Source organism: Vibrio sp. ZF 223, assembly GCF_003050585.1.
Classification (GTDB): domain Bacteria; phylum Pseudomonadota; class Gammaproteobacteria; order Enterobacterales; family Vibrionaceae; genus Vibrio; species Vibrio crassostreae.
Genome location: NZ_PIGB01000001.1, coordinates 281,165 through 302,592 on the forward strand (window position 1 = coordinate 281,165; position 21,428 = coordinate 302,592).

At 44.1% G+C, this 21,428-nt stretch carries 11 protein-coding genes; 2 read left to right on the plus strand and 9 right to left on the minus strand.

Annotated features, from left to right (window positions below; translation table 11 throughout):
- Positions 1 to 22: 22 nt before the first annotated feature.
- Genes CWO13_RS01270 through CWO13_RS01280 form a run of 3 tightly spaced genes read right to left on the minus strand, consistent with a single transcriptional unit; the run spans position 23 to position 12,710 of the window.
- Positions 23 to 1,348, minus strand: a complete 1,326-nt coding sequence (locus CWO13_RS01270; protein WP_107898391.1) for an HlyD family type I secretion periplasmic adaptor subunit — start codon at positions 1,346 to 1,348, stop codon at positions 23 to 25.
- Positions 1,341 to 3,500, minus strand: coding sequence for a type I secretion system permease/ATPase (locus CWO13_RS01275; RefSeq protein ID WP_107898390.1), 2,160 nt, complete (start codon positions 3,498 to 3,500; stop codon positions 1,341 to 1,343). Before CWO13_RS01275 ends, CWO13_RS01270 begins: the two co-directional genes overlap by 8 nt.
- Positions 3,501 to 3,533: 33 nt before the next feature.
- Positions 3,534 to 12,710 carry a T1SS-143 repeat domain-containing protein gene (locus CWO13_RS01280; RefSeq protein WP_108082398.1) on the minus strand — a complete coding sequence of 3,059 codons (9,177 nt, stop codon included), beginning with the start codon at positions 12,708 to 12,710 and terminating at the stop codon, positions 3,534 to 3,536.
- A 252-nt stretch (positions 12,711 to 12,962) separates the two neighbouring features.
- On the opposite strand from CWO13_RS01280, the gene CWO13_RS01285 reads away from it, so the two are divergent.
- The gene (locus tag CWO13_RS01285; protein ID WP_108082399.1) at positions 12,963 to 14,810 is read left to right on the plus strand and encodes a M3 family metallopeptidase; all 1,848 of its coding nucleotides are present in this window, start codon (positions 12,963 to 12,965) and stop codon (positions 14,808 to 14,810) included.
- Positions 14,811 to 14,903: 93 nt separating this feature from the next.
- Here the strand turns inward: CWO13_RS01285 and CWO13_RS01290 are convergent, their stop codons facing one another.
- The 5 genes from CWO13_RS01290 to CWO13_RS01315 form a co-directional block, all read right to left on the minus strand.
- Positions 14,904 to 15,215 (minus strand): hypothetical protein, encoded by a 312-nt coding sequence (locus tag CWO13_RS01290; RefSeq protein WP_107898387.1) that lies wholly within the window; start codon positions 15,213 to 15,215, stop codon positions 14,904 to 14,906.
- 192 nt (positions 15,216 to 15,407) lie between these two features.
- On the minus strand, positions 15,408 to 16,439 hold the full coding sequence (locus tag CWO13_RS01295) for a porin (protein WP_107898386.1): 1,032 nt from the start codon (positions 16,437 to 16,439) through the stop codon (positions 15,408 to 15,410).
- Between the two features lie 123 nt (positions 16,440 to 16,562).
- Positions 16,563 to 17,384 carry a DUF3187 family protein gene (locus CWO13_RS01300; RefSeq protein ID WP_107898385.1) on the minus strand — a complete coding sequence of 274 codons (822 nt, stop codon included), beginning with the start codon at positions 17,382 to 17,384 and terminating at the stop codon, positions 16,563 to 16,565.
- 104 nt (positions 17,385 to 17,488) lie between these two features.
- Positions 17,489 to 18,322 carry a RecX family transcriptional regulator gene (locus CWO13_RS01310; protein WP_107898384.1) on the minus strand — a complete coding sequence of 278 codons (834 nt, stop codon included), beginning with the start codon at positions 18,320 to 18,322 and terminating at the stop codon, positions 17,489 to 17,491.
- A gap of 164 nt (positions 18,323 to 18,486) precedes the next feature.
- Positions 18,487 to 20,091 carry a mechanosensitive ion channel family protein gene (locus CWO13_RS01315; RefSeq protein ID WP_048661124.1) on the minus strand — a complete coding sequence of 535 codons (1,605 nt, stop codon included), beginning with the start codon at positions 20,089 to 20,091 and terminating at the stop codon, positions 18,487 to 18,489.
- 252 nt (positions 20,092 to 20,343) lie between these two features.
- Between CWO13_RS01315 and CWO13_RS01320 the strand changes: the two genes are divergently transcribed.
- Entirely contained in the window at positions 20,344 to 20,592 is a 249-nt protein-coding gene (locus CWO13_RS01320; RefSeq protein WP_017062732.1) for a hypothetical protein, read from the plus strand.
- Positions 20,593 to 21,120: 528 nt separating this feature from the next.
- Here the strand turns inward: CWO13_RS01320 and CWO13_RS01325 are convergent.
- On the minus strand, positions 21,121 to 21,345 hold the full coding sequence (locus CWO13_RS01325; protein WP_230682298.1) for a hypothetical protein: 225 nt from the start codon (positions 21,343 to 21,345) through the stop codon (positions 21,121 to 21,123).
- Positions 21,346 to 21,428: the final 83 nt, after the last annotated feature.

Below are 21,428 nucleotides of genomic sequence, written 5' to 3' on the forward strand. Positions count from 1 at the left end.
TATATTTATGCTTTAACCCACTTCATCGCTCGCGAAGTGAGTTTTCCTTAGCTCGTAAAATAGGTTTTAACCAATAACTCAATACTGTTTTTTCGCCGGTCAAGATATCAACCGCGACTTGCATCCCTGGGATAATGCTAAAGGCAGAGTTTTGTTGCTGGTCTTCGTTTAACTGAATATGGGCTCGGTAATAGGCGTTGCCATCTTCTGTTTGCAAGGCATCGGCACTGACATAAGTGACCTCGCCTTTAAGCCCGCCATAAATGACAAAATCATAAGCAGTGAATTTAATCGTGGCGCCCAAACCTTTATGCACAAAGGCAATATCCTGTGGCGAGATTCTGGCTTCAACAATCAACTGACTGTTCGATGGAATCAGCTCAATAATCGGCTCACCTGGCCTCACCACACCGCCAATCGTGCGAACAAATATTTCTTTCACCGTGCCATCGACGGGCGCTAAAATTTCCGTTCGTTTCAGCTGGTCGGCAATCGCCTGTTGGCTTTCGTTCAATTGCGCGATTTTACTGGCCACCTCATTTAATTGACCTTGTACCTTGGCACGAAAATCGAGTGCGATGCTGCGATGATCCGCTATCGATTCTGAGTAGGCGGCTATCTGTTTTTGAGCCGCTACTTTTGAGCTGGCAATATCGCCTTTCAGCTTCACCACATCACGGTTCAGTTTCAGCAATTCGACTTCAGCAACCGCGCCGCTCGCGACCACGTCTTTGAGCATGTTGCGCTCACGAATAACGATATCGAGACTACTTTCTAAGGTCTGGATATTATTCAGCGTATCAACACGCGCTTGGTCTTGTTGCTCAATACGAAGTGCCGCCTCTTCGAGTTCCGATTTCAACTGTCCTAAACGCTCTCGATAGTTCGCTTTTGCATTCATTAACGCCGGATGACTTGATACATCAACAGCAATATCTTGTGGCACCAAGACCACTCGCTCATACCACTCTTTCGCGTCGTTATTTAAAACAACAGTCGACAGTTCAGCCTTCAATCTTAATTGTTGAGCCAGTAAGGTATCCGCTTGTTGAGCCGACTCTAAAAAAGCCGCTTTAAAACGCGTGTCTTCCAGCTTTGCCAGAGGCTGACCTTTCACGACAGATTGACCTTGTCGCACCATGATCTCTTGAACTAAACCGCCCTCTAGGCTCTGAATGGTTTGAACAGAAAGACTAGGTACAACTTTGCCTTCACCGATCACGACCTCTTCTAATGTTGCCCATGTCGCCCAACCGATAATCGAGACAATGAGTAGAGCACTTAGCCAAATCAGCTTACGAGAACGGAATGCCAAGTGATTGTTGGTCCACTGAATATCATTACTCATGACGACCTCCCTTCACCACTGAAACCGTCTTAAAACGACTGGTCCCTTTGGGTGCACTTTTCTTCTGTAGAGAGAGGATATCTTTTGGCTCACCCTCAGCCACGATCTGACCTTTGTCCAAAACAATCACTCGATCACACATCATCAAGAACGAAGATTTGTGCGAACTGATTAACATCGAAGTTTCTCTCGGCATGCTTTGCAATGCATTGAAGAACTGTATTTCAGCTTGGTTATCTAACGCGCTGGTTGGTTCGTCCATGATCAAAAGTTTTGGACAACGATAAAGCGCCCTTGCGATAGCCACAGCTTGGCGTTGGCCTCCTGAAAGCAATCGGCCACCTTCACCAACTGGCGTTTCTAAGCCATTGCTTAAGCGCCCCATATAGCCATTCAAACCCGACTGTTGTAGCGCTTGTCTTAGCTTCTCTTCATCAACGTTAGTCGCACCAAGCGTGACGTTGTCGTAAACACTGCCAAAGATAAGATTAGTGGTTTGCCCTACCCAGCCCATGCCACTGCGCAAGACACTGGTTGGCCATAATTGCCCATCGATTTCTTGATAGAAAGCTTGACCTGTTGTGGGTAAATACTGACGAGCAACAATCGATAGTAGGGTTGTTTTGCCCGCACCTGCTGCACCAACAAGGCCAACTCGTTCACCTAGTTTTATCTCAAGAGAGATTTCCTTTAACGCTGGGCTTTGAGTTTCTGGATAGGTAAATGTGACTTCATCCAACCTAACCCCGCCATCAAAGTCGCCCTTATCGATCACTTGGTGCTTAGACTCTTCCTGAGGTAGCTCCATGATCTGATTTAGGCCTTCAACAGCCGATCGTGTTTGTTGGAATCTCAGCATTAAAAGAGAAAGTTGATTCACCGAGCTTGCAGCGCGTCCACTCAACATCACGACAGCAATTAACCCACCCATACTTAGCAAGCCCTCTGAGATTTGATACACACCGAAGATGATCAGAGTAATGGTGACAATCTGCTGACTGGATTGAATAGAGTGCGTCACGATATTTGAGTAATGACGAGATTGAGTCTGCCATTGAGAAAGCGATGAAATAGTCTGCTCCCAACGCTTTTGAGTAATACCTTCCGCGTTGTTTTGTTTGATGTCCGGAAGGGTCGTTAAACAATCAAACAGCTGCGCTTGTCTTTGTGTTGATAAACGCGCGGTTTCATCGAATGTTTTCTCGACTTTGCCTTTCATCGCTATGCTCAACACAATCAGCACCAACATGATGGCAACTGGGATGAACATCATCGCCCCACCGAGCCAACCGATAAGGAACAGGAACAACAAGGTGAACGGTAAGTCGACTAACGTGACCAAAGAGATGGAAGTGAAGAAGTCTTTCACGCTGTCGAAGTCTTGAAGCTGTCTGGCAAATGCACCTACCGATTGAGGTCGATTTTCCAACTTCATACCGAGTACTTTAGAGAACAGTTGAGAAGACAACTTGTTGTCTATATAGCGCCCCGCCATATCAGTCACAGAGCTTCGTGAGCTTCTCAATACCCAATCAAAAACAACAACAATACCCACACCGGCGGCCAGTACCCAAAGAGTGTTGAACGCTTGGTTTGGTACCACACGGTCGTATACGTTCATGGTAAAGAGCGGAACGACTAGCGCCAATACGTTAATCAAGAACGAAGCGATAAACAGGTCTCGGTACCAAGGTTTCACTTCTTTGACGACACGCCATAACCAACGAGTGTTGGATTTACTGTCACTGCGTTCATGGGATTGTACACGAGCATCATCAAGCGCTTGAGCACCCACTTGCCACACATACGGTTCCACTTGAGTAACCAAATCTTTTAAGAGGGTTTGTTGGCTTGAATTGGTTCCGCAATCCAATACATGAAAGTCAACACCGGAACTTTGGGTGACGACAAGAGGCATCCCTGTCGCAGAATTAACGGCAACAACCGGAAACTGACATTGAGTCAGCAACTCTTTTTTTACATGACTCAGAGTCAAGCCTGATTTCTCAATCGCTCTTGGGAAAAGGGACTCATTGAGCCTTCCTTCGACTAAAGGTAGGCCAGACACTATTTTGGAAGGATGGCTTCGAACATTAAAATGCTCACATAACCACTCTACACAACCTAGCCAGCTGTCTTTTTGTTCTACCAATCTAAACTTCCTTTTATAGACCGTACATCTAACTTACAGCGTTAAGTTGTTGTCATCTATCATTTTTTGTAAAATTTGTGCTTCTAAAACACTGCTGCTATCACCTTGATACAAATCGTCGTACGTGACATCAGCCAACAAGATGTTTTGTTGAACATCTTCGTCACCATTAGGCTTGATAGAAATGGTTACGCCTTCGCCCGACTCCTCAAGGTCTAAGTAATTGCGAGCTTGTACTCCAGTACTAAGATCCAAGCTACCTAGAATACTCGTCAGGTCAATCGCATCAGTGTCTGGCGACGCATCAAAATCTTGAATCACATCGTAACTTGGTGCCCCAGCACTGCCCAAACCTGATGATTCAAACACAAAATTGTCAGAGCCGGTACCGCCAATCAACAAGTCGTTATCGTCTGTCGCGGTAATCGTAGAGTCACCTTCCGCCACAAATTCAACCGATACGGTTTGCGGGAGCCCTACTGCTTGGTTATTGCCGATTTCGGCTGATGGCTCAATCGTTAGATCAAACTGATCACCACTGTTGTAGCCCCCGGTAATCGCTAAATTAGGCACATCCGCTAATTCCACGACATACTGACCATCGACCATAGAACCATGCGAGAAAGTTAAACCTGCTGGGATGTCATAGATGGTAATAAAACCCTCTTCGGAATCAGCAGGATTAACGAGAGAAAGGTCTAAACCAAGAGGAATCGAGCCGCTCGCTTCAGCGACAATTGATGGGTATTCAAGGCTTAGCAAAGGAGCATCGGGCTCAGGTGTAATTACCAAAGTCATATCTTGTGAACTTGGTTCGCCAGTATCTGTGACCAAATTACCAAGCACCGTATTTTGGTCAACCGTTTGACCAGTGATCGTAATATCGAGGTTACCCCAAGCGTCTCCGGCAAAGAACTCAAGCTCATCAACAGAACTTGCTTTAACGAGGATCGTAGCCTGTATGATGCCGCCAACATTAGTGAAAGAGCTTGTTTCAGAGCCAATACGAATTCTATCAAGCCCAATTAAACCCGAAGGATCAGAAGTCCCATTCACTGTGACTGTAATTAATAAGAACTCATCACTGTTGGTCTCGAAGCTATTAGCATCAAGTGGAATAACAATGCCTTCATCTTCACTGCCAGTCATCTGTTCAGGTAAGTCGAAGAATTCCACCTTATCACCAATTGGGTTCACACCAACGGTAAAGTCAGATTCGGTATAGCGGATTTCAGTGGTGCCGATTTCTTGAGTGATTGCCTCAAGCACCAGGTTCATGTCTCCACTGAAATCTCTCGGTGGCATAATGACCAAGTTCGCAAGTTGGCTTGGATCTAATTGCCACTCATAAGTAGGGTTTCCATTGAACGTGCCGCCATCTGCGCCATTGTTTGGAACCAACTCATAAGAGTCTCCCACTTTTATCGCAACCACGGCGCCTTCAGGTACACCTTTTAATGCCAAAGACATATTTTCAGAGCCATCTTGGTCAATCAGCTCTGCGCTAAGTGATGATAATGAAATATAGTTGTCTTCATCGCCGACAATATCTTGCGTTACTAAGTTTGCCGCATCAGCAACAGGTTCAACCGTGATCGTCACTACGGTCGTTTTATCTTGTGTATCCGTTTCAGCCACGCAATCCGCTTCATCGGTAATATTGGCTGTTACCGTTAAGGTAATTTCGCCGCTGTAATGTTCAGGTGGTGTCACCAACACATCACTCAAACGGCTAGGATCGGTTAGCGTCCAAGTACCATTGCCGTTATCAACCAACAAGCCAGTATCGGCAGGACTCTCCGACAATGTCACACCATTTGATACTGTGATAGTCAGAGAGTTAACGGTTTCTTTACCAGTAGCGCTGTTGCCTTCACCCGTGATTAACTGGCCGTCTTCAACGCTATCTCCAAGAACAAGCTCAAGATTAAGATCCGTAGTGATGTCTTCTTGGATTGTTGTCGAATCCGTTGCAACCGTAATGTCATCGACAACAGGTAGCACTTGAATGCTGATCGTTTGATTTGTCGTGACTGTTTCACCATTACACGGCGAGGTTTCGACCGTTTCTATAGTAAAGTCAATGCACCCTGCAAAGTCTTCATCTAACCCAGTTAGCGATAACTTCGATAGGCCATCAGCAGTAATCGAATAACCGACGACTTCGCCAGCCGCGTCATATTCAGCAATAACACCATCACCTGAAATCTCAACGCCTTCAGGAAGAGAATCGGCCGGAATATAGAAAGAGATAGTGTTGTCTGGGTCACTGGCAACATCAGTATTTAATAGACCCGTGAGATCGATATCTTCACCTTCTGGCGTTTTAATATCACCATCTGGTTGGATTGGACTTGGAGGCCCAACAGGGTCACAAGAACCGCCCCCGCCGTCATGGCCTGTAATCTGAATTTGGAATGAGGTATCAATATATTTCGAATCTTCGCCATCAATAACACGAGCACGCACCACAATATCTAACACAGGGGTGTCGCTTGGGCTGGAGATCGTCATGCCACTTAAGATTTCTTGAGCCAGTTCTTGGATAGAATCACTCGTCAGGCCGTTTGCAGAGATAATCCAGTTTCCTGAAATATCTTGAGCGGCTCCGTTCGGGTGGTCGATAATCAGCGAATAGCCATCAGGCACATCGATCAAGATATAATCCAAGTACTCTGAGCCATCCATATCTGCGTCAACAAAAGTAACCGCATCCGACACGTTGACTGGAGAACCGTCATCACTAATGTATAGCTGACCAGAACTCTCCAAACGAGTATCTGACTCGACCCTTGCATCTACGGTGACACTGATTGATCCTGAAATATCCTTTACATCAGTCGCGCCTGTCGGCGAAGTATCGGTAACTTCATAGGTAATTGGGATCGAAAATGTACCGCTCAAATCTTCAGTAGCGGTGACTGACAGTCTTCCGCTACTTAAAAGCTCGGACAGTGTTGGCGTCGTAGAGTCTAATAAGCTTTCTAAATCTAACCCTGAAACCAGCACATCAATTACACTGCCATCAAAATAAAGAGTCAGATCAGCAGGAAGGCTGTCAATCACATAACCCGTTAAAGACTCACTTCCATCAACATCTTGATTCACTGATGGCTCTAGATTCAATCCAATTTGGCTGTCTTCAATACCTTGAGTACTAACTGTTTGACCATCTTCTTGATCAACAACAGGCGCTAACTCTACTTTTAACGTCATCGGGAACTCACCCGAATCACCATCAGGCTCAGTTGAAATAGCGATAACGGTAAGTTCCAGTTCCCCACTGAAATCAGCAACTGGCTTAAGATACAAATCATTCAATTGTGCGTTAGAGACTTGGAATACCGGCCCAGTGACATCATCCACATACGCAATCGTTAGCGATACGGGCTGACCCAACGCATCCACCAGCAAAGTTCCCTCAGGGATGTTGGTTAGCAGTACGTTAATCTCTTCTGAAACATCGTCGTCCGAAGTTTGGACCACAAAATCCAGTCGAATCAAACCATCTTCGTTAAGCACCGATTGATTACTGATAACTTTAGTATCGCTATTGTACTCCCAGTGCGCGTTGCCTCCGTCCACAACGATAGGCTCATCCACTACACCTTTTAAGAAAATATCAATGGTTTTAGTATCGCTTGATGCCTGCCCGTTAATTGGGATAAGTGAATCGATAGTCGATTCTGTTGCAACCGCTGTTACATTTATAGATAAGTCTTCAGTAAAGGAACTGATGTCCTCTTTGGGCTGAATATAAGCAACACCATTTTCGATTGCGCTCGCAGGAACGAAGTAAGTATTTGCTCCAATTACAGCAGTACCTTCTCCTAGAATTGACCAACCTTCCGGCACTTCAATAATGTAGCTCAGAGTTTCAGAACCATCAGTGTCTGTCAGGGTCCCCTCAATAACATCTTTTAAATAAATAGGTTCATCTTCCAGACCTTTGTAATCCTTAACAGATAAAATTGGTTTATCCGCATCAGGAGAGATCTCTACGATGACAGTATGAACATTATCAGCCGTTTTATCGGCAGGATCATCGAAGGAGTTTCCGGATTCAGTGGCAATCGCAGTAATTTCAAATTCAAATCGACCCGCCAAGTTTTCATCAGCTCTGATTTCCATTTTGTCGATTTGATTCTGAGTGTACTCCTTACCCTCTTGAACGGCATTTCCGTTCAAGGTGATATTCAGACCATCGGGAATACCACTTATCGTATAAGTTAGTGTTTCCGACGAATCTTGGTCAACGAGTTGAGCGGTAATATCAAGCTTGATAGGGTCAGCGTCATCTTCCACAGATTGATAAGTGAATACTGAATCAGACCAATCGGGAGCGTCTGCAACAGGTAAAACAGAAACCGCAATATCGGCTGTGAGTTCTTTTGGAACCGTATCCGTGCTAATGATGGCGTTAATCGCCAAAATAACCGTCGACGTCGTATTGGATTCATGGAGGGCCGGACGATAGGTTAACTGTCCATTCGGACCAGTAAACTGACTATCAATCGCTGTCAGCTGACTTCCTGATAAGGTGACCTTGCCGTCAACAACTTGAAGTAGCACCCCATCAAGGTACAAGCTACCACCGTTTAGCGATGCTTCAGAGAATTCGATAGCCGTAACCGTTTCGCTTTGGTCAATATCACCGGTTGAGACACTGACGACAATAATCGCATCGTTATCTTCTGTGGTTTCAGAATCTTCATAACGAATAAAACCTTCGTTATCATCCAATATAAGCTCTGCGTTACTAACGACTTCATCGCCATCCGCATCTCGCACCAAGTAATCAATGTCATCGACAATCTTAGGATCGGCAGGATTAGTCGTTACATTCTGGTTCGTAGTTAACTGGTAGCTACCATCTGGTGAGAGCGTAAACTGGCCGTAAGTGGAACCGCCATCATAATCATTAATTAGATTGATCGTGATCGGTGTACCGACGTTATCAAAGGTATACGTGGCATTTCGATAAGTGAAGCTAATAATTTCTGCGCCGTCTGCGCCTGCAAATTCTTCGGTTAGGAACTGTCCATTGAGGTTATCACCCTCAACCATTTCAATAGAACCATCTCGAGCAGTCGGAACATCATCTGTTACGTTGACAGAATAAATAGCAGGATCAGAACTGTCTCCATCCGCATCATTAACTGTCAGTTCAAAATTAAGAGCTAGATTGTTTTCACCATCGCCCGTGGCATGGTCTAGTGGTGCGTAGAGATCAAATTCAGTGGTTCCGTCAGTATTAAAGCGAATCCTAAATACGTTGTTGCCGTCAGTATCTTGCCCATAATACCAACCATCAGAATCAGCAGCTTTAAGGGAGATCGCTTTCCCAGCACTGGTGTAGCCAAGTGAATCAAAAGCAGCGGTGTTGACCGTGACAGAAACAACATCATCAGAGCCTTCAATAATACCTAAAGAAGGACTGCTATCTTCGACTCCAACTTGCTGACCATCTCCTAGCAAACCATCTTCATCAACTGAGATGCCTCCAGTCACCGAAATTTCAGGATCTTTACCGTCATAGATTTTTATATCAGACGCTTGCGAGTCTCTAGAACCATCGGAATCAATGGTGACGATAGAAGCTGGAATCGTCAGCTCGGTGTCTTTAGAACCTGAGCCATGATCAATGGACTGATACAGCTCAATAACGACATCAACGCTTGTTGAGCCATTGGCTTCAAGGCTGAAGCTATCTGGTAATTTGACTCTGAAAACAGCATCACCATTGCCAAGAACCGCATCAAAGGTACCATTACCGTTATCACGCCAAGTCAGCGCTTCACCATTGCTGGTTACCGCTATACCATCGCTATCAAGAACAGCTTGGCCCGTAGTCACATCCAAACCTAAGAAAACCAGTGGATCATTCCCTGCGGTAACGGCTAAGCTCACGTTTGCTGTTGACCCAACTCCCGATGGAGTACTATCAGCCACGGGAATTTCACTCAGTTCAACCGTTCCTGAACCAATCGTTGGTTCACCGCCATCAGTCACTGATACATTCAAGGTTAATTTGGTTACATCATTGTCATCATCTTTGGCGGTAACAACGAATGGAAGTTGGTCTGTAATGTTATCTTGGTCAAGCCCCTTAAAGAGTTCAAAAGTATAAGTAACATCAGTATCCGCCTCACCTGAAGGAGAGGTAAAGCTCAAGGTGAATGCTTTATTGTCAGCACTTTCAGAACCAACATAGCCAGTAAGTTCACTTCCATCCGCAGAGACCACATAAATGATCTGTACACCGCCACTAAATAACTGCGGCTGATCTGCAGCACCGAAAAATACGGACTCGACAAAGTCACTCCCGACGTTGAGATTAAACATACCAGTATCAGAAACACTGCCATTAATAAGATCAGATTCGTCCACAGCAGCATTGCTAGTTGAAGTTAGTACCGGATCGCCCCCATCCTGGATAATCCAATCAAACTGCCCTTGTTCTAAAGCAGTACCATCTAAGTCTTCTCCATCAATGATAAGTGGCAGGGTAATAGAATCGTTGCTGATCAGGTGGTTTATAGGCTGCTCTAGGACTAATGTGACATCTGCGAGAACATCAATACCACTAGCAACCGCACTCAACGTTAGTGTGAATATCGTTTCACCATTTGCTTGTGCGGTAATCGTTTTACCATCATTGGCTAACGTGTAAGTTAGTGGGAACTCCTCATCTCCAGTCGTTAAGCCCAAGGCGTCTAGCTGCACTAAGGTATTGGTATTAAAGACAATCGAGGCGGGATCTGGATTATCTGAGCCTGCGGAAACAGTAAACTGACTGACGACAGTTTGGACTCCATCAGATACGTCACCTTCAGAGCTGGTCGTTGTCCCATCGACAACTAACCCCGCATCACCATCAAAAATATCGATGACTGCCGTACCAGTTCCGAAATCATTACTGCTATCGCCTGCGACATAGTTGAAAGTGATGTTTTGAGCTACGGTGTGATCTAAGTTTCTGTTGGCGACAAACGTCCAGTGACCATTTGCAAAGACGGTTAAAACACCTTCATCAAGAGTAAATGATACAGGGGCACTGCCTGATATTGTTTGTGTCAACCCATCAACTTCAACGCTTTTTATGGTTAGCTGGGTATCAAGATCGATGTCGTTATTGAGTACATTGCCAGATACCACTTCACCTTCAATAACTTCATAAGATTCATCAAAAATGAGTGGGTCAGAATCTTTAATAACAATAGGTAAATGGCCAATAACGAGCTCTGTGGTACCATCCGCATCCGTTTGTAAACCCTCAATGACCAGAGCGGTCTGAATTGAGTCTAAACCAGCCTCTTGATCGATCGCCTGATAGAAGTTGATGTTTACGTTACTGCCGGAAATCGCGGCATCAAATACAACTTGGCCATCGCTTCGTGTTCCAACCAAGCTTTGCTTGTCAGCCGATACCACGACAGTGATCGTTAAGCCTTGAGAAGTTAATGACTCAGCTAAACTTTGATCATCACCAAATGACAAATCTGCAAAATCGATACGGATATCGGATGTTTGTGTTTCATCGCCAAAAATACCGATGACGTTTTCCGAAAACACTACAGACTCAGGAAGAATAATCGTTGGCATGTCATCGATGGCTTCGTTGCCGACGGTATTGAAAACTTTTGCGTCAATCATCCATTCCGAAGGTGAATCTAGGGCAGAAATATCAATATTCTCCACCAGCCAGTTACCCGCAGAATCAACAATACCTTCAAAGACTAGGGTCTGAGTCCCATCGCTTACTTCAATGTAAACTGGGAGCCCTTCTGCAACATTGGTTGTACCCTGCATGGTGGTAAGTTGGCCACTACGGAATGCCAAAATACTAAAGCCATCTAACGTATCAATATCAATAACTGGCGAAACAGTATCAATAACAATGCCCCCTGCACTATTTACTGCATTCGCTGGGTTACCTGCGATATCAATAGTGTCAGCCTCAATGGAAATACTGCCATCTGCAAAGCTCGTTAAATCGACGCCTTCGACAGACCAAGCACCATTCACAACCGTTGCCGTTAGAACGATCACGTTGGTGGTGCTATCTGAAATTCGGATGTTGACCGTTTGGCCATCCTCAACATTTTGTACAGTACCAAAGAATTTGGCAGATTGGATTTCGAAACTGTTGAGAACACCATCCCCGCCATCATCAACACTTGCTGTAATACTCGCAAGCGTGTCCTTAACAATGGTATCGGTCGCTGTTGTAGGGTTTCCTGCAATATCAACAGTACTAGCAACGACAGTGAGATCACCTTCTGCAAAGCTAGAATAATCTTGAGAAACTAGTGTCCATGTACCACCCGATACGGTCGTTGTGTATTCTTGGGTGAGGCCTTGGCTATCAGTAATGGAAATGCTTATCGTCTGACCATCTTCAACATTGGCAACGGTGCCGACTAGCGCTCCGTTGGCAATTTCAAATTGGTTGTAAAACTCGTCACCAAAACCATCAAAGTCGACATCGATTGTGGCTAGGGTGTCTTTGATTGTAGAGTCGTTGGCCGCAATGCTGTTACCAAAGTCATCGGCGATGATCGCGTCGACGTTAAGATCCCCCTCAGCCAGTGAAGAGAGATCGACTCCGTTTACCACATAAGTTTCATCGCTTGTGATTGCCGTTGTGGTTACCGTATTACCATTAATGTCAGTGATCGTTAGAAGAACGGTACGTCCGTCTCGAACATCAACAGCGGTCCCCGTTATCGTGACTGAAGGTACTTCGAACTGGTTTTCGTAACCATCACCACCATCTAAAATATCTACGGTTAACGCGGCACTCGGTAAAAGTATGTCGAGGTTGCCTTCATTGGAAGTTGTGTCGTCTTCAAAATATTCTGTTGGTCGAGTATCAAAACCGGCTTCTGCCAGGGTTTCGTCGAGTGTAGATCGGACATAGGCAATAAAAGAGGCACTAGCGCTAGGTTGGTCGTTTGAAGCACTCGGCTGTTCTGGCGAGCTTTCAATGTTGTTTACAAGCTGTTGAACAACCTCTTCCAACTGTTGTTCTACCGCTTCTATTTGCGGTTCTGTCAGAGGTTGAGTCTGCTCCAAGCTCTGAGGTTCAATACTCACAACTTGCACACCATCGACCTTCGCTTGCGTAGCAGGTAATGGCTGCCAAGTACCGTCAGGAAATACCTGCCAAGTTACCCCGCCAACTTCGATATATAAAATAGGATCCATCCTAAACCTCTTCCTCACAAAACGCTGACATTGAGGGCATCAACACGCTCAATAAAAGACTAAAAAATCAGCAGAAACACTCTAATAAATACTAGCAAACAACAAATCATTAACAGTTAATTAATTACCATTGATACGCTGTAAAGTAAACCGATAAGCTGTGACTTTCATTCAGTTATATTTAACGTCACAAAATACATTTAGTGAATGTGTCATAATGTTGAAATTACTGGTTAATTTTCAAGGAATGTCATGACGGCAACGAACTACCTCAACCAACTGAATCACAAGTATCTTGTAACTCACAAAACCAAAGAAGATTTCTTTTGGGATACCTACATGGGCATCAGTGACGATCATGATGGTTCAACACTCGCTCAAACTCAGTGGACCGAGTTTCTAAGCTCTGCTGAACAGATTGCGGCAATCGAAGCTCAATTAGATACCATCGACCAGATTCAAGAGCCTCAAGAAAAAGAGAGCACGTTAACAGGGCTAAATGGCTGGTTAGCGACCTTTAAATCTCACGCTATCGAATCCCAACAATCTCAGGCGCTAAAAGCAGACCTCATCAAGTTTGAAGCTGAACTGTTTGAGAAAAAACAAAACCATGTGATGACTTACGTAAATGAAGCGGGACAAGAAACAGAAGGTTCGCTTCCTGTCCTAGGTTCAGCTGTGAGAAGTAACAGTAGTGAACAAGTCAGGCTTTCTGCACACCAAGCACTATTAGATTTAGAGCAATGGCTACTGGCTAACGGATTTATTGAGCTCATCAAAAAACGTAATCAATTTGCTCAATCACTGGGTTTTAAAACCTTCTTTGATTACTCGGTGGTTAAAACCGAACAGATGACGACAGAGCAACTGTTCACGATTCTGGACGACTTCGAAGCACGTACACGTGATAGCCATCAGCAAAGCCTAACCCATTTGGCAGAGCAGAAAGGCGAGAATGCGCTCCAAGCCCATAACTTTACCTACTCTTTTGCAGGTGACGTGATGAATGACCTCGACCCTTACGTCCCTTTCTCAAAGTCATTGAGACGCTGGGTTGAATCTTTTGGCCGATTAAATATCGAATATTCTCAAGCCACACTGAAGTTGGATCTGCTTGATCGCAAAGGAAAATACCCAAATGGTTTTTGTCACGGCCCTATTCCTTCTTTCTACGATCAAAACACTTGGGTGCCTGCTCAAGTCAACTTCACAAGTAATGCTAAGCCCGATCAAGTAGGCAGCGGCTATGATGGGATCAACACACTGTTTCACGAAGGTGGTCACGCTGCGCACTTTGCTAACGTGAAAATGAACGCGCCGTGTTTCTCTCAAGAGTTTGCACCTACGTCGATGGCTTATGCGGAAACTCAGTCTATGTTCTGTGACAGCTTGTTGAATGACGCAGACTGGCTCAAACAATACGCGCTTAATGCTGATGGCCAAGCAGTACCTGACGAGTTAATCAAAGCAATCATCGATAACAAGCAACCCTTCAGAGCTTATCAAGAACGCAGCATTTTAGTGGTTCCCTATTTCGAGCGAGCACTTTACGAATTGGCAGATGAAGATCTGACGCCTGAAAAGATCACCGCTCTCGCTCGTAATAGTGAGAAAACGACTCTTGGATTGGCTTGTAGCCCTCGCCCATTAATGGCAATCCCGCATCTATTGTCGGATGAAGCGTCTTGCGCGTATCAAGGTTACCTGTTGGCTCATATGGCGGTGTATCAAACTCGTGCGTTTTTTACCGATAAATTTGGCTACTTAACGGATAACCCAGAGATCGGCCCTTTGTTAGCTAAGCACTATTGGTACCAAGGCAATAGCGTGAATCATAATGGGACAATCGAAAGCCTTACTGGAGAAGGTTTTAATGCCAAATACCTCGCTGACGAGTGCAACTTATCGCCAGAGGAAGCATGGGCTATTGAAGAGCAAAAAATCAAACAACTGTCGACAAGAGAGCGTGCACCAGTTGCTGATTTGAATGCGAAGATATCGATCGTTGATGGGTCAACCGAGTTGGCGAATAATGATAAATCAAACCATCAGATGTGTGATGAGTTTGAGCACTTTATCGTTGGGCAATACGGTCGATAGATTGTGTTTGAGCCTCTGTAACAAAAATTGAGTTCAAAACTAAAATGAAAAAAGGACGATAAGTTATCGTCCTTTTTAGATTCAGCTTAGGATCTATATAGTGAAACATGCTGAGCGAATTTTTCTATTAAACTCAACATCAACAGAATCAACACTTCTTAGTGATTTTCGATGAATGCCGAATACCTGCCCCGTCAAAACAATATAAAACTTTTCAGTTTTCAGTAAATTCCATGCTTCATCTAAAGATTCTGCGTAGACTTTGTTTTGTGAGTCTTGTGGACGAGTACCAGCAGCTCTTCCATGTTTACGTGCCAATTCGAACAATCCATTTCGATTAGGTTTGCACGTAAACAGAGTCTCATTGCCATAAATGACCCCCTTGCCAGATATGCTCTCAACCATTTTGTTTCTCCAGATAATAATCCACTCGTACCGCTTGAGTGGCATACCACATGTCGAACAGTGGATGCTTAAGCTGCGCAAAGAAGAGAATATGGTGTAAAGACCGGGCAGCAATTACACCATTATGTTCAGTTTCGATATTTGAGTTTCAAAGGCTCAGGCTCTATGCGCACCTAAGCCTCGACACTACTCTTAGAAGTAGTAGTAAGCTGCTGCGAATACGTGTGTTTCTTCGTCGTATTGCGTGTTACCGATTGAGCGTGCACCTTCGATATCTTGCTTAATATCAATACCCATGTCTGCGTTATCAGCAATACGGTACATAGCTGCAACGTTGATGTATGAAGAATCTACATCTGATAGGTTATCTTCTTCGTTAGTATTGAAAGCGTAACCTGCAGCAATGGTTAGATCATCAGACAATGTGTAACCACCAGAGAAGTAGAAACCTGTATTCTTCATCTCATCGTTTTGATCGATCCAAGAGTTAAGACCTAGCTTCATTGAACCTAACTGCATGCTGCCAGTTACTGTGTATACTTCGTAATCTTTCTCATCGTCACGAGCTTCGTAACCAGCGTATACGCTAAATACTTCTTGCTCGATACCGATGTAACCGTTAACGCCTTTCTCTGCATCGTTATGGTCGTCATTAGTCTCAAAGTAAGAGATAGCGTAAGCGATACCGTTAGTTGCGCCTTGGAACTTAACCACGTTGAATGCATCAGAAGCGTCGCCAGCAGAAGCACCAAACTCGTAAGTGTTGTCGCCTGCGCCATCAACTTTATCTAGTGCCGTATCGTTTTCCCAACCGAATGAAGCGATACCGTAACCAGTGTCGAAACCTAACCACGCTTTATCAACGTCTGTCGCAGGACCTGTATCAATGCCATTCACCCAACCAGATGTTGCTGCGTCGTTCGCTGCAACGTTATTGTCTGTTGTGTAGTTCAGCATCATGTCTGTTTCAAAGTAACCAACAAAACGGTTGTTACGGTAACTTACCGCAAGTGTTAAACCTGTCGCCCAGTCATCATAAAATGCTTTAGAACCTGTGTCGTAGTAACCACCAACACCGAAAGAACCTGCTACAGAGAATTGATCTTTGTGCATAGAATCAAAAGCAAACATCTCTTCATTCTGGCTGTTTTGGCTGCTTGTGTTTACAGCGAATGCTGAAGTTGAAATGCTTGCAATCGCAAGTGCTACTAATGTTTTTTTCATGGTTACCACTACCTATAGATTGATTCGGCCTTGTTAGTCCGGCCTTTTGGAGTGGCGCTATTGTTCAAAAAATCACGTTATTGATATACCGTAAATTTACTGAAACTTTATAGCTTTGATGAATTAAATTACATAATGATATGTTGATATGGCTTTTATATTGAGAAGCGTAAACCCGATGTCGGTACTGTTGTCCATGTTACGGATGTTTTCGATCATTAGGGCCTCAATCGCAAGTTGATGTAGGCGATAACGGTAACCCACGACCACTTCGTGGGAAGGTTCAGAAAAATCTGGATCGTTGCTCGCCCAACCTTGATAGTTGAGAGATTCAATAAGCAAACTATGACGCTGATTCAGTCGATACTCATACCCTATCGCCCAACTCGCGCTTACGTTTTCAAAACTTAAGTCTTCTAGGCCAACAAAGGAGTTATCGCCATTTCGATGCACTAAACCGACGGTTGAAAAAATACTGTGTTTGGGTGTGATAAAGCTGTAGTTAAGTTGAACGACTTGCTCAAAACTTGTTCTCGCAAATTGTCCACTTCTTACGTTGTTGTAATACAAAGAACCACCAGCAGAGAGCGATATAGGCCCCCTGGAATACAACAACAATTCATTGTAAAAAGTCAGCGCATTGGTTAAGTCATCACCTTCAAAATCAGAGGCATGAACGCCAGCATTATGAAAGTCCATGATGAATTGATCTTCTGCTACCTCATCACGACCGTTTTGCCCAATGCTAAAAAGATCATGAAAGCCCATTACAAAGCTGTCTAAACCATTATCTTTTGCCGTGACTACACGATAATCCAGCTCTGTTTTCCAGATGGGAGACGCTTGCCACTCAACCGCAATATTGAATTGGTTTTGGTAGTAGTCTAGAGAGTAGGCTTCCGTATGAGCCCATATACTGGCCTGCGTGTAAGAGGATTTAAACAATCACAATGAGCTTGTTCAGTTCGCTTTACGTAATGGGTTAGGTATTGCTGAAGATGAAAACACCATTCGATAGCCCTGTTCATCCTTATGATTCAGCACGTAACCTACTCGTTACCTTCACTTAAAGCGAACTTTATCTCATCTGAAGAAAAGCCTTTGCGACTCAACATGGCGTAAGCCTTAGAGCGTTCCTTGTGATCGTTCAGGTCATAAGATTTTTTCTGAAGCTGTTCTAAACAAGAAGCGTAAAAGTCCAATTGCTCTTCATTGATCAATCGGTCAATCAACGATGAAAGCTCAGTGGTATCGATTTGTCGCTGTTTTAGTTCTTGTTGGATAGCGGTTAAGCCTTTCCCTTTACGAGCGTACTTGAGCACTTCCTTCTCCAAATCAGCTTTCTCGGCCTTGATCTGAATATTACTCTTAAGCTCATGAGCTTGCGGATGCTGATCGATCGCGATTTTGACTTGTTGATAGCTGAAGCCACGTTTTTGCAGTGTCGCGACAAGCTTTTCACGGCTCATAGTAAAGCCTGAATAGTAATGATTGATTCGATCGATCAGTATCATTTGTTCGTCGATGTTTTTATCAGCAGATACCTTATGAATCGCATCGGAAATGACCGAGTCGGTTAGCCCTTTCTTCTTCAACTTTTCAATGATGTATCGCGAGCCAAATTCGCCAAAGAAGGCTTGTGCTGCGAATTGCTCAGCAAAATCTTGGTCGGATTTGAGATAGCCGTAACCTTTCAAGTTGCTCAAGGTTTCATTGATCCAATCTTGATTGTCCGTTTTCACTTTCAACTTTGCAATCAACTCGCTTTCCGTCATGTCCCTCTGGGTTAAATGCCACATCGCAGAGTTCATGACACTTTCGATTCGCGTCGCTTTTCTTACCGTTGTATTTCTCGTTTTTGGGTTTTGCTGTGAATCATCCATTCGATTTCAACTATCCAGACTGAGCCTGCCCCATGATAACGTAATTCCGACTAGCGTGAAGTGACATAAAAGAACGAGATTCAGATAAACTGACCTCCAACAAAAATGGACACCGATTCGGCGTCCATTTGATTGTCACATGAAGAAATCGACTCTTAGACGAATTAACTCTCTTCGTGATTGTAAATATGCACATCTCGTTGCGGGAATGGAATCGTGATGCCTTCTTCATCGAAGCGTTTCTTCACGGTTTCCGTCACATCCCAATACACATCCCAGTAATCGTCTGTCTTAACCCAAGGTCTTACGACAAAATCTACAGAAGACGTATTCAAGGTATGAAGCTTGATCATGTGCTCTGGTTTTTTCAGTACTAGAGGGTGCGCGACAATGATGTCATTCAATACCGCTTTCGCTTTATCGATATCATCTGAGTAACCAATACCGAAAACCATATCAACACGTCTTACACGTTCTGCCGTGATATTGTTGATCACGTCACCCCAGATCTTGTTGTTTGGGATCACTAAACGTTGGTTATCGATAGTTTGTACCGTGGTCGACACTAAGCTCATGTCTTTTACCGTGCCTTGCACGCCCGCCACTTTAACCATATCACCAACATCATAAGGACGGTAAATCAAGATCATCAAGCCCGAGGCGAAGTTAGACAGCGTATCCTGCAATGCAAAACCAATGATGACACCCGCGACACCGAAACCAGTTAATAGCGGTGCTAGTTCTATCCCGATTTGCGACAGCGCAATAAGCAAACCAATAAACACGACCGCTTTCGATGCGATTGATACAAAGAAATCCTGCATCAAGACACTGAAGTCCATTTTAGAGTGCGAAACACTCTTGCGAACGGTCTTACGAGCCACGTTAGCTATAAGGCGAGTGACATACAAAATACCGAGAAACAGAGCGAGTTTAACGATAAAAGAAGGGGTATTTTCAAAAGCCCATGAACTGAACGAACGGAGCCAACCATCCAGCAGTTCCAGTGCAACATCAACATCCAACACATCAGCGTTAATGTCTCCCGTCGTCGCCAGCAACACTCGCTTGTAAGAAGTCACGTCGACGCCAAACGGTTCCATTAGTGTGATGGTTTCTTCTAAGCTCGCCACCATTACACTAGTACGCTCGCTGAAACGCTCAAGCTCCTTTTTAATGGTCGCTTTCTCTTCTTCATTCACGAAAGACAAACGCGCTTCTAGATCTTGTCGCTGTGTGTCTGTGTAAAGAATGGCATTAGTCAAGTATTTAGAGCGAGACACCAAGTCTACTTTTAGAGCTGTTTCAGGTACAGCGACATCGACCCCACGATCTTTCGACCAAGTGAGTGTCTTTGCTAGTTGTTGATAATAAACATCCATCATTCCGATTCGTTTTTGAATGCGTAATTCAAGACGTTTCTTAGCGTCACCCTCAGCTGAACGGTTTTCTTTACTCATTGAAACGATTTTGCCTTCATTCAATGTCAGCAATTTTTGTAAAAGTTCAACCTGCTGAGCCAGAATGGCATCTAGCCCTTCCTTCTTGTCTGAAGAGAGTTGTGTAAAAATCTCCTCACGTAGCCCTTGATTCTTACGCCTTAATATATCTTCAAGAAAGGGTTTCTCAGCATCATGCGCCGTTTCTAATGTTGTTAGATCGATCATTAACTGATCTTGTACTTCTGCGATTTTCTCAACGCTCTGCGCATAACTTCCAAATGCGACAAACGCCAACATTAACAATAGACAACGCCAAACCTTCATCATATTAATTCCTATTACTGTCTAAATTGACCCTATAAATAGTAGTAAAAAGAACATGGATAACAAGCATTTAAACGTATGTTATGTTAAAAATTCGCAAATTATCAGCCTGCTTCTAATATTTGAGAGTTCCAATCCCCTCTTATGACCTGTAGAGTACGCATCCAACAAAGAATAACGGCCAATATCTTAATTTTAGGGTAAGCACTAAAGCGCCTTAAGTACGATGTTGGTTCACTGCAAGAGAGCATAAAAATGAACAACGAACTTGACATCATTGAGTCTCTAGAAGAACTAGAGCAATTCCTAATTTCAGTGGAAGCTGGCGGTTTAGGCCTTGAAGGCGTTGAAGGTGTAGGCATGGCAACCAATAATTCAGATGGTCGTCACTTCGTTGCTGTATTCAACAGCAGCCACAAAGTTCTACTTGCTCGCTGGATCACCAAAGAAGTGTTTGATAACGGTAAAGACTTGGTACGTAACGGCCCTCGCCGCACTCACTAAGCCTTTTCAATAGCGCCAATGGTTAAAGCCCAATACGTTCATCGACGAGCTATTGGGCTTTTTTGTATAGCCTGATAATGAATAAACTACTCGATACAGAATAAATTAGTGGCAACTTCCAGTTATTGTGAACTTTAGTGACAGAGCAATGTCGTATTCGCGAGAATTAGTGTTTATGCGTCGTTTATCGTATACCTACGGTTTCCCTCGTTTATACCTAGTTTCACTTTAACAATTTTATGACTTGTGGCGCGAAGAGAACTTATCTAAGCTAGCCACAATTCAACGAGCTCGTTTTAACGACTAACTGATTTAATTACGGACTAATTTTCTGAACACACCGCTACTTTTCTTATCTACACAGAATCGTCGACAAAAGCATTCGCTTTGGGCGCTCTTCCTGACCGGACTGGTTATCGTAACTTGTCTGGCGAGTACTCTGGCCGTAAAGAAAGTATCGTTATCTGCATCCGCTAATGGTCAATCAGTCCTAGTTGGCGCGCAAACTCATACAGAAAACAGTAATCCTCAAACTGACATCGCTTCTTCAGAAAAAATGGCCACTCTATACGCCAGTGTTTTCGGCTTAGAAGCCTCAAAAATGTTAACGTCACCCAATTCAAGTTCATGCAGTCTGAGTTCAAAAATGCTGACCTTTGCCGCCCCAAAAACCGGCTGGATGATCCCATTCGTACTTATTATTGCGGTTGCATTTAACTTACCTCCCCACATATCGAGATTATCTAGAGACAACCATCGCTCTACTCGACCAACAAAACACCGCTTACACCTAAAGCACTGTATATTTAGAGAGTAAATAACCGGGCTATTCCACC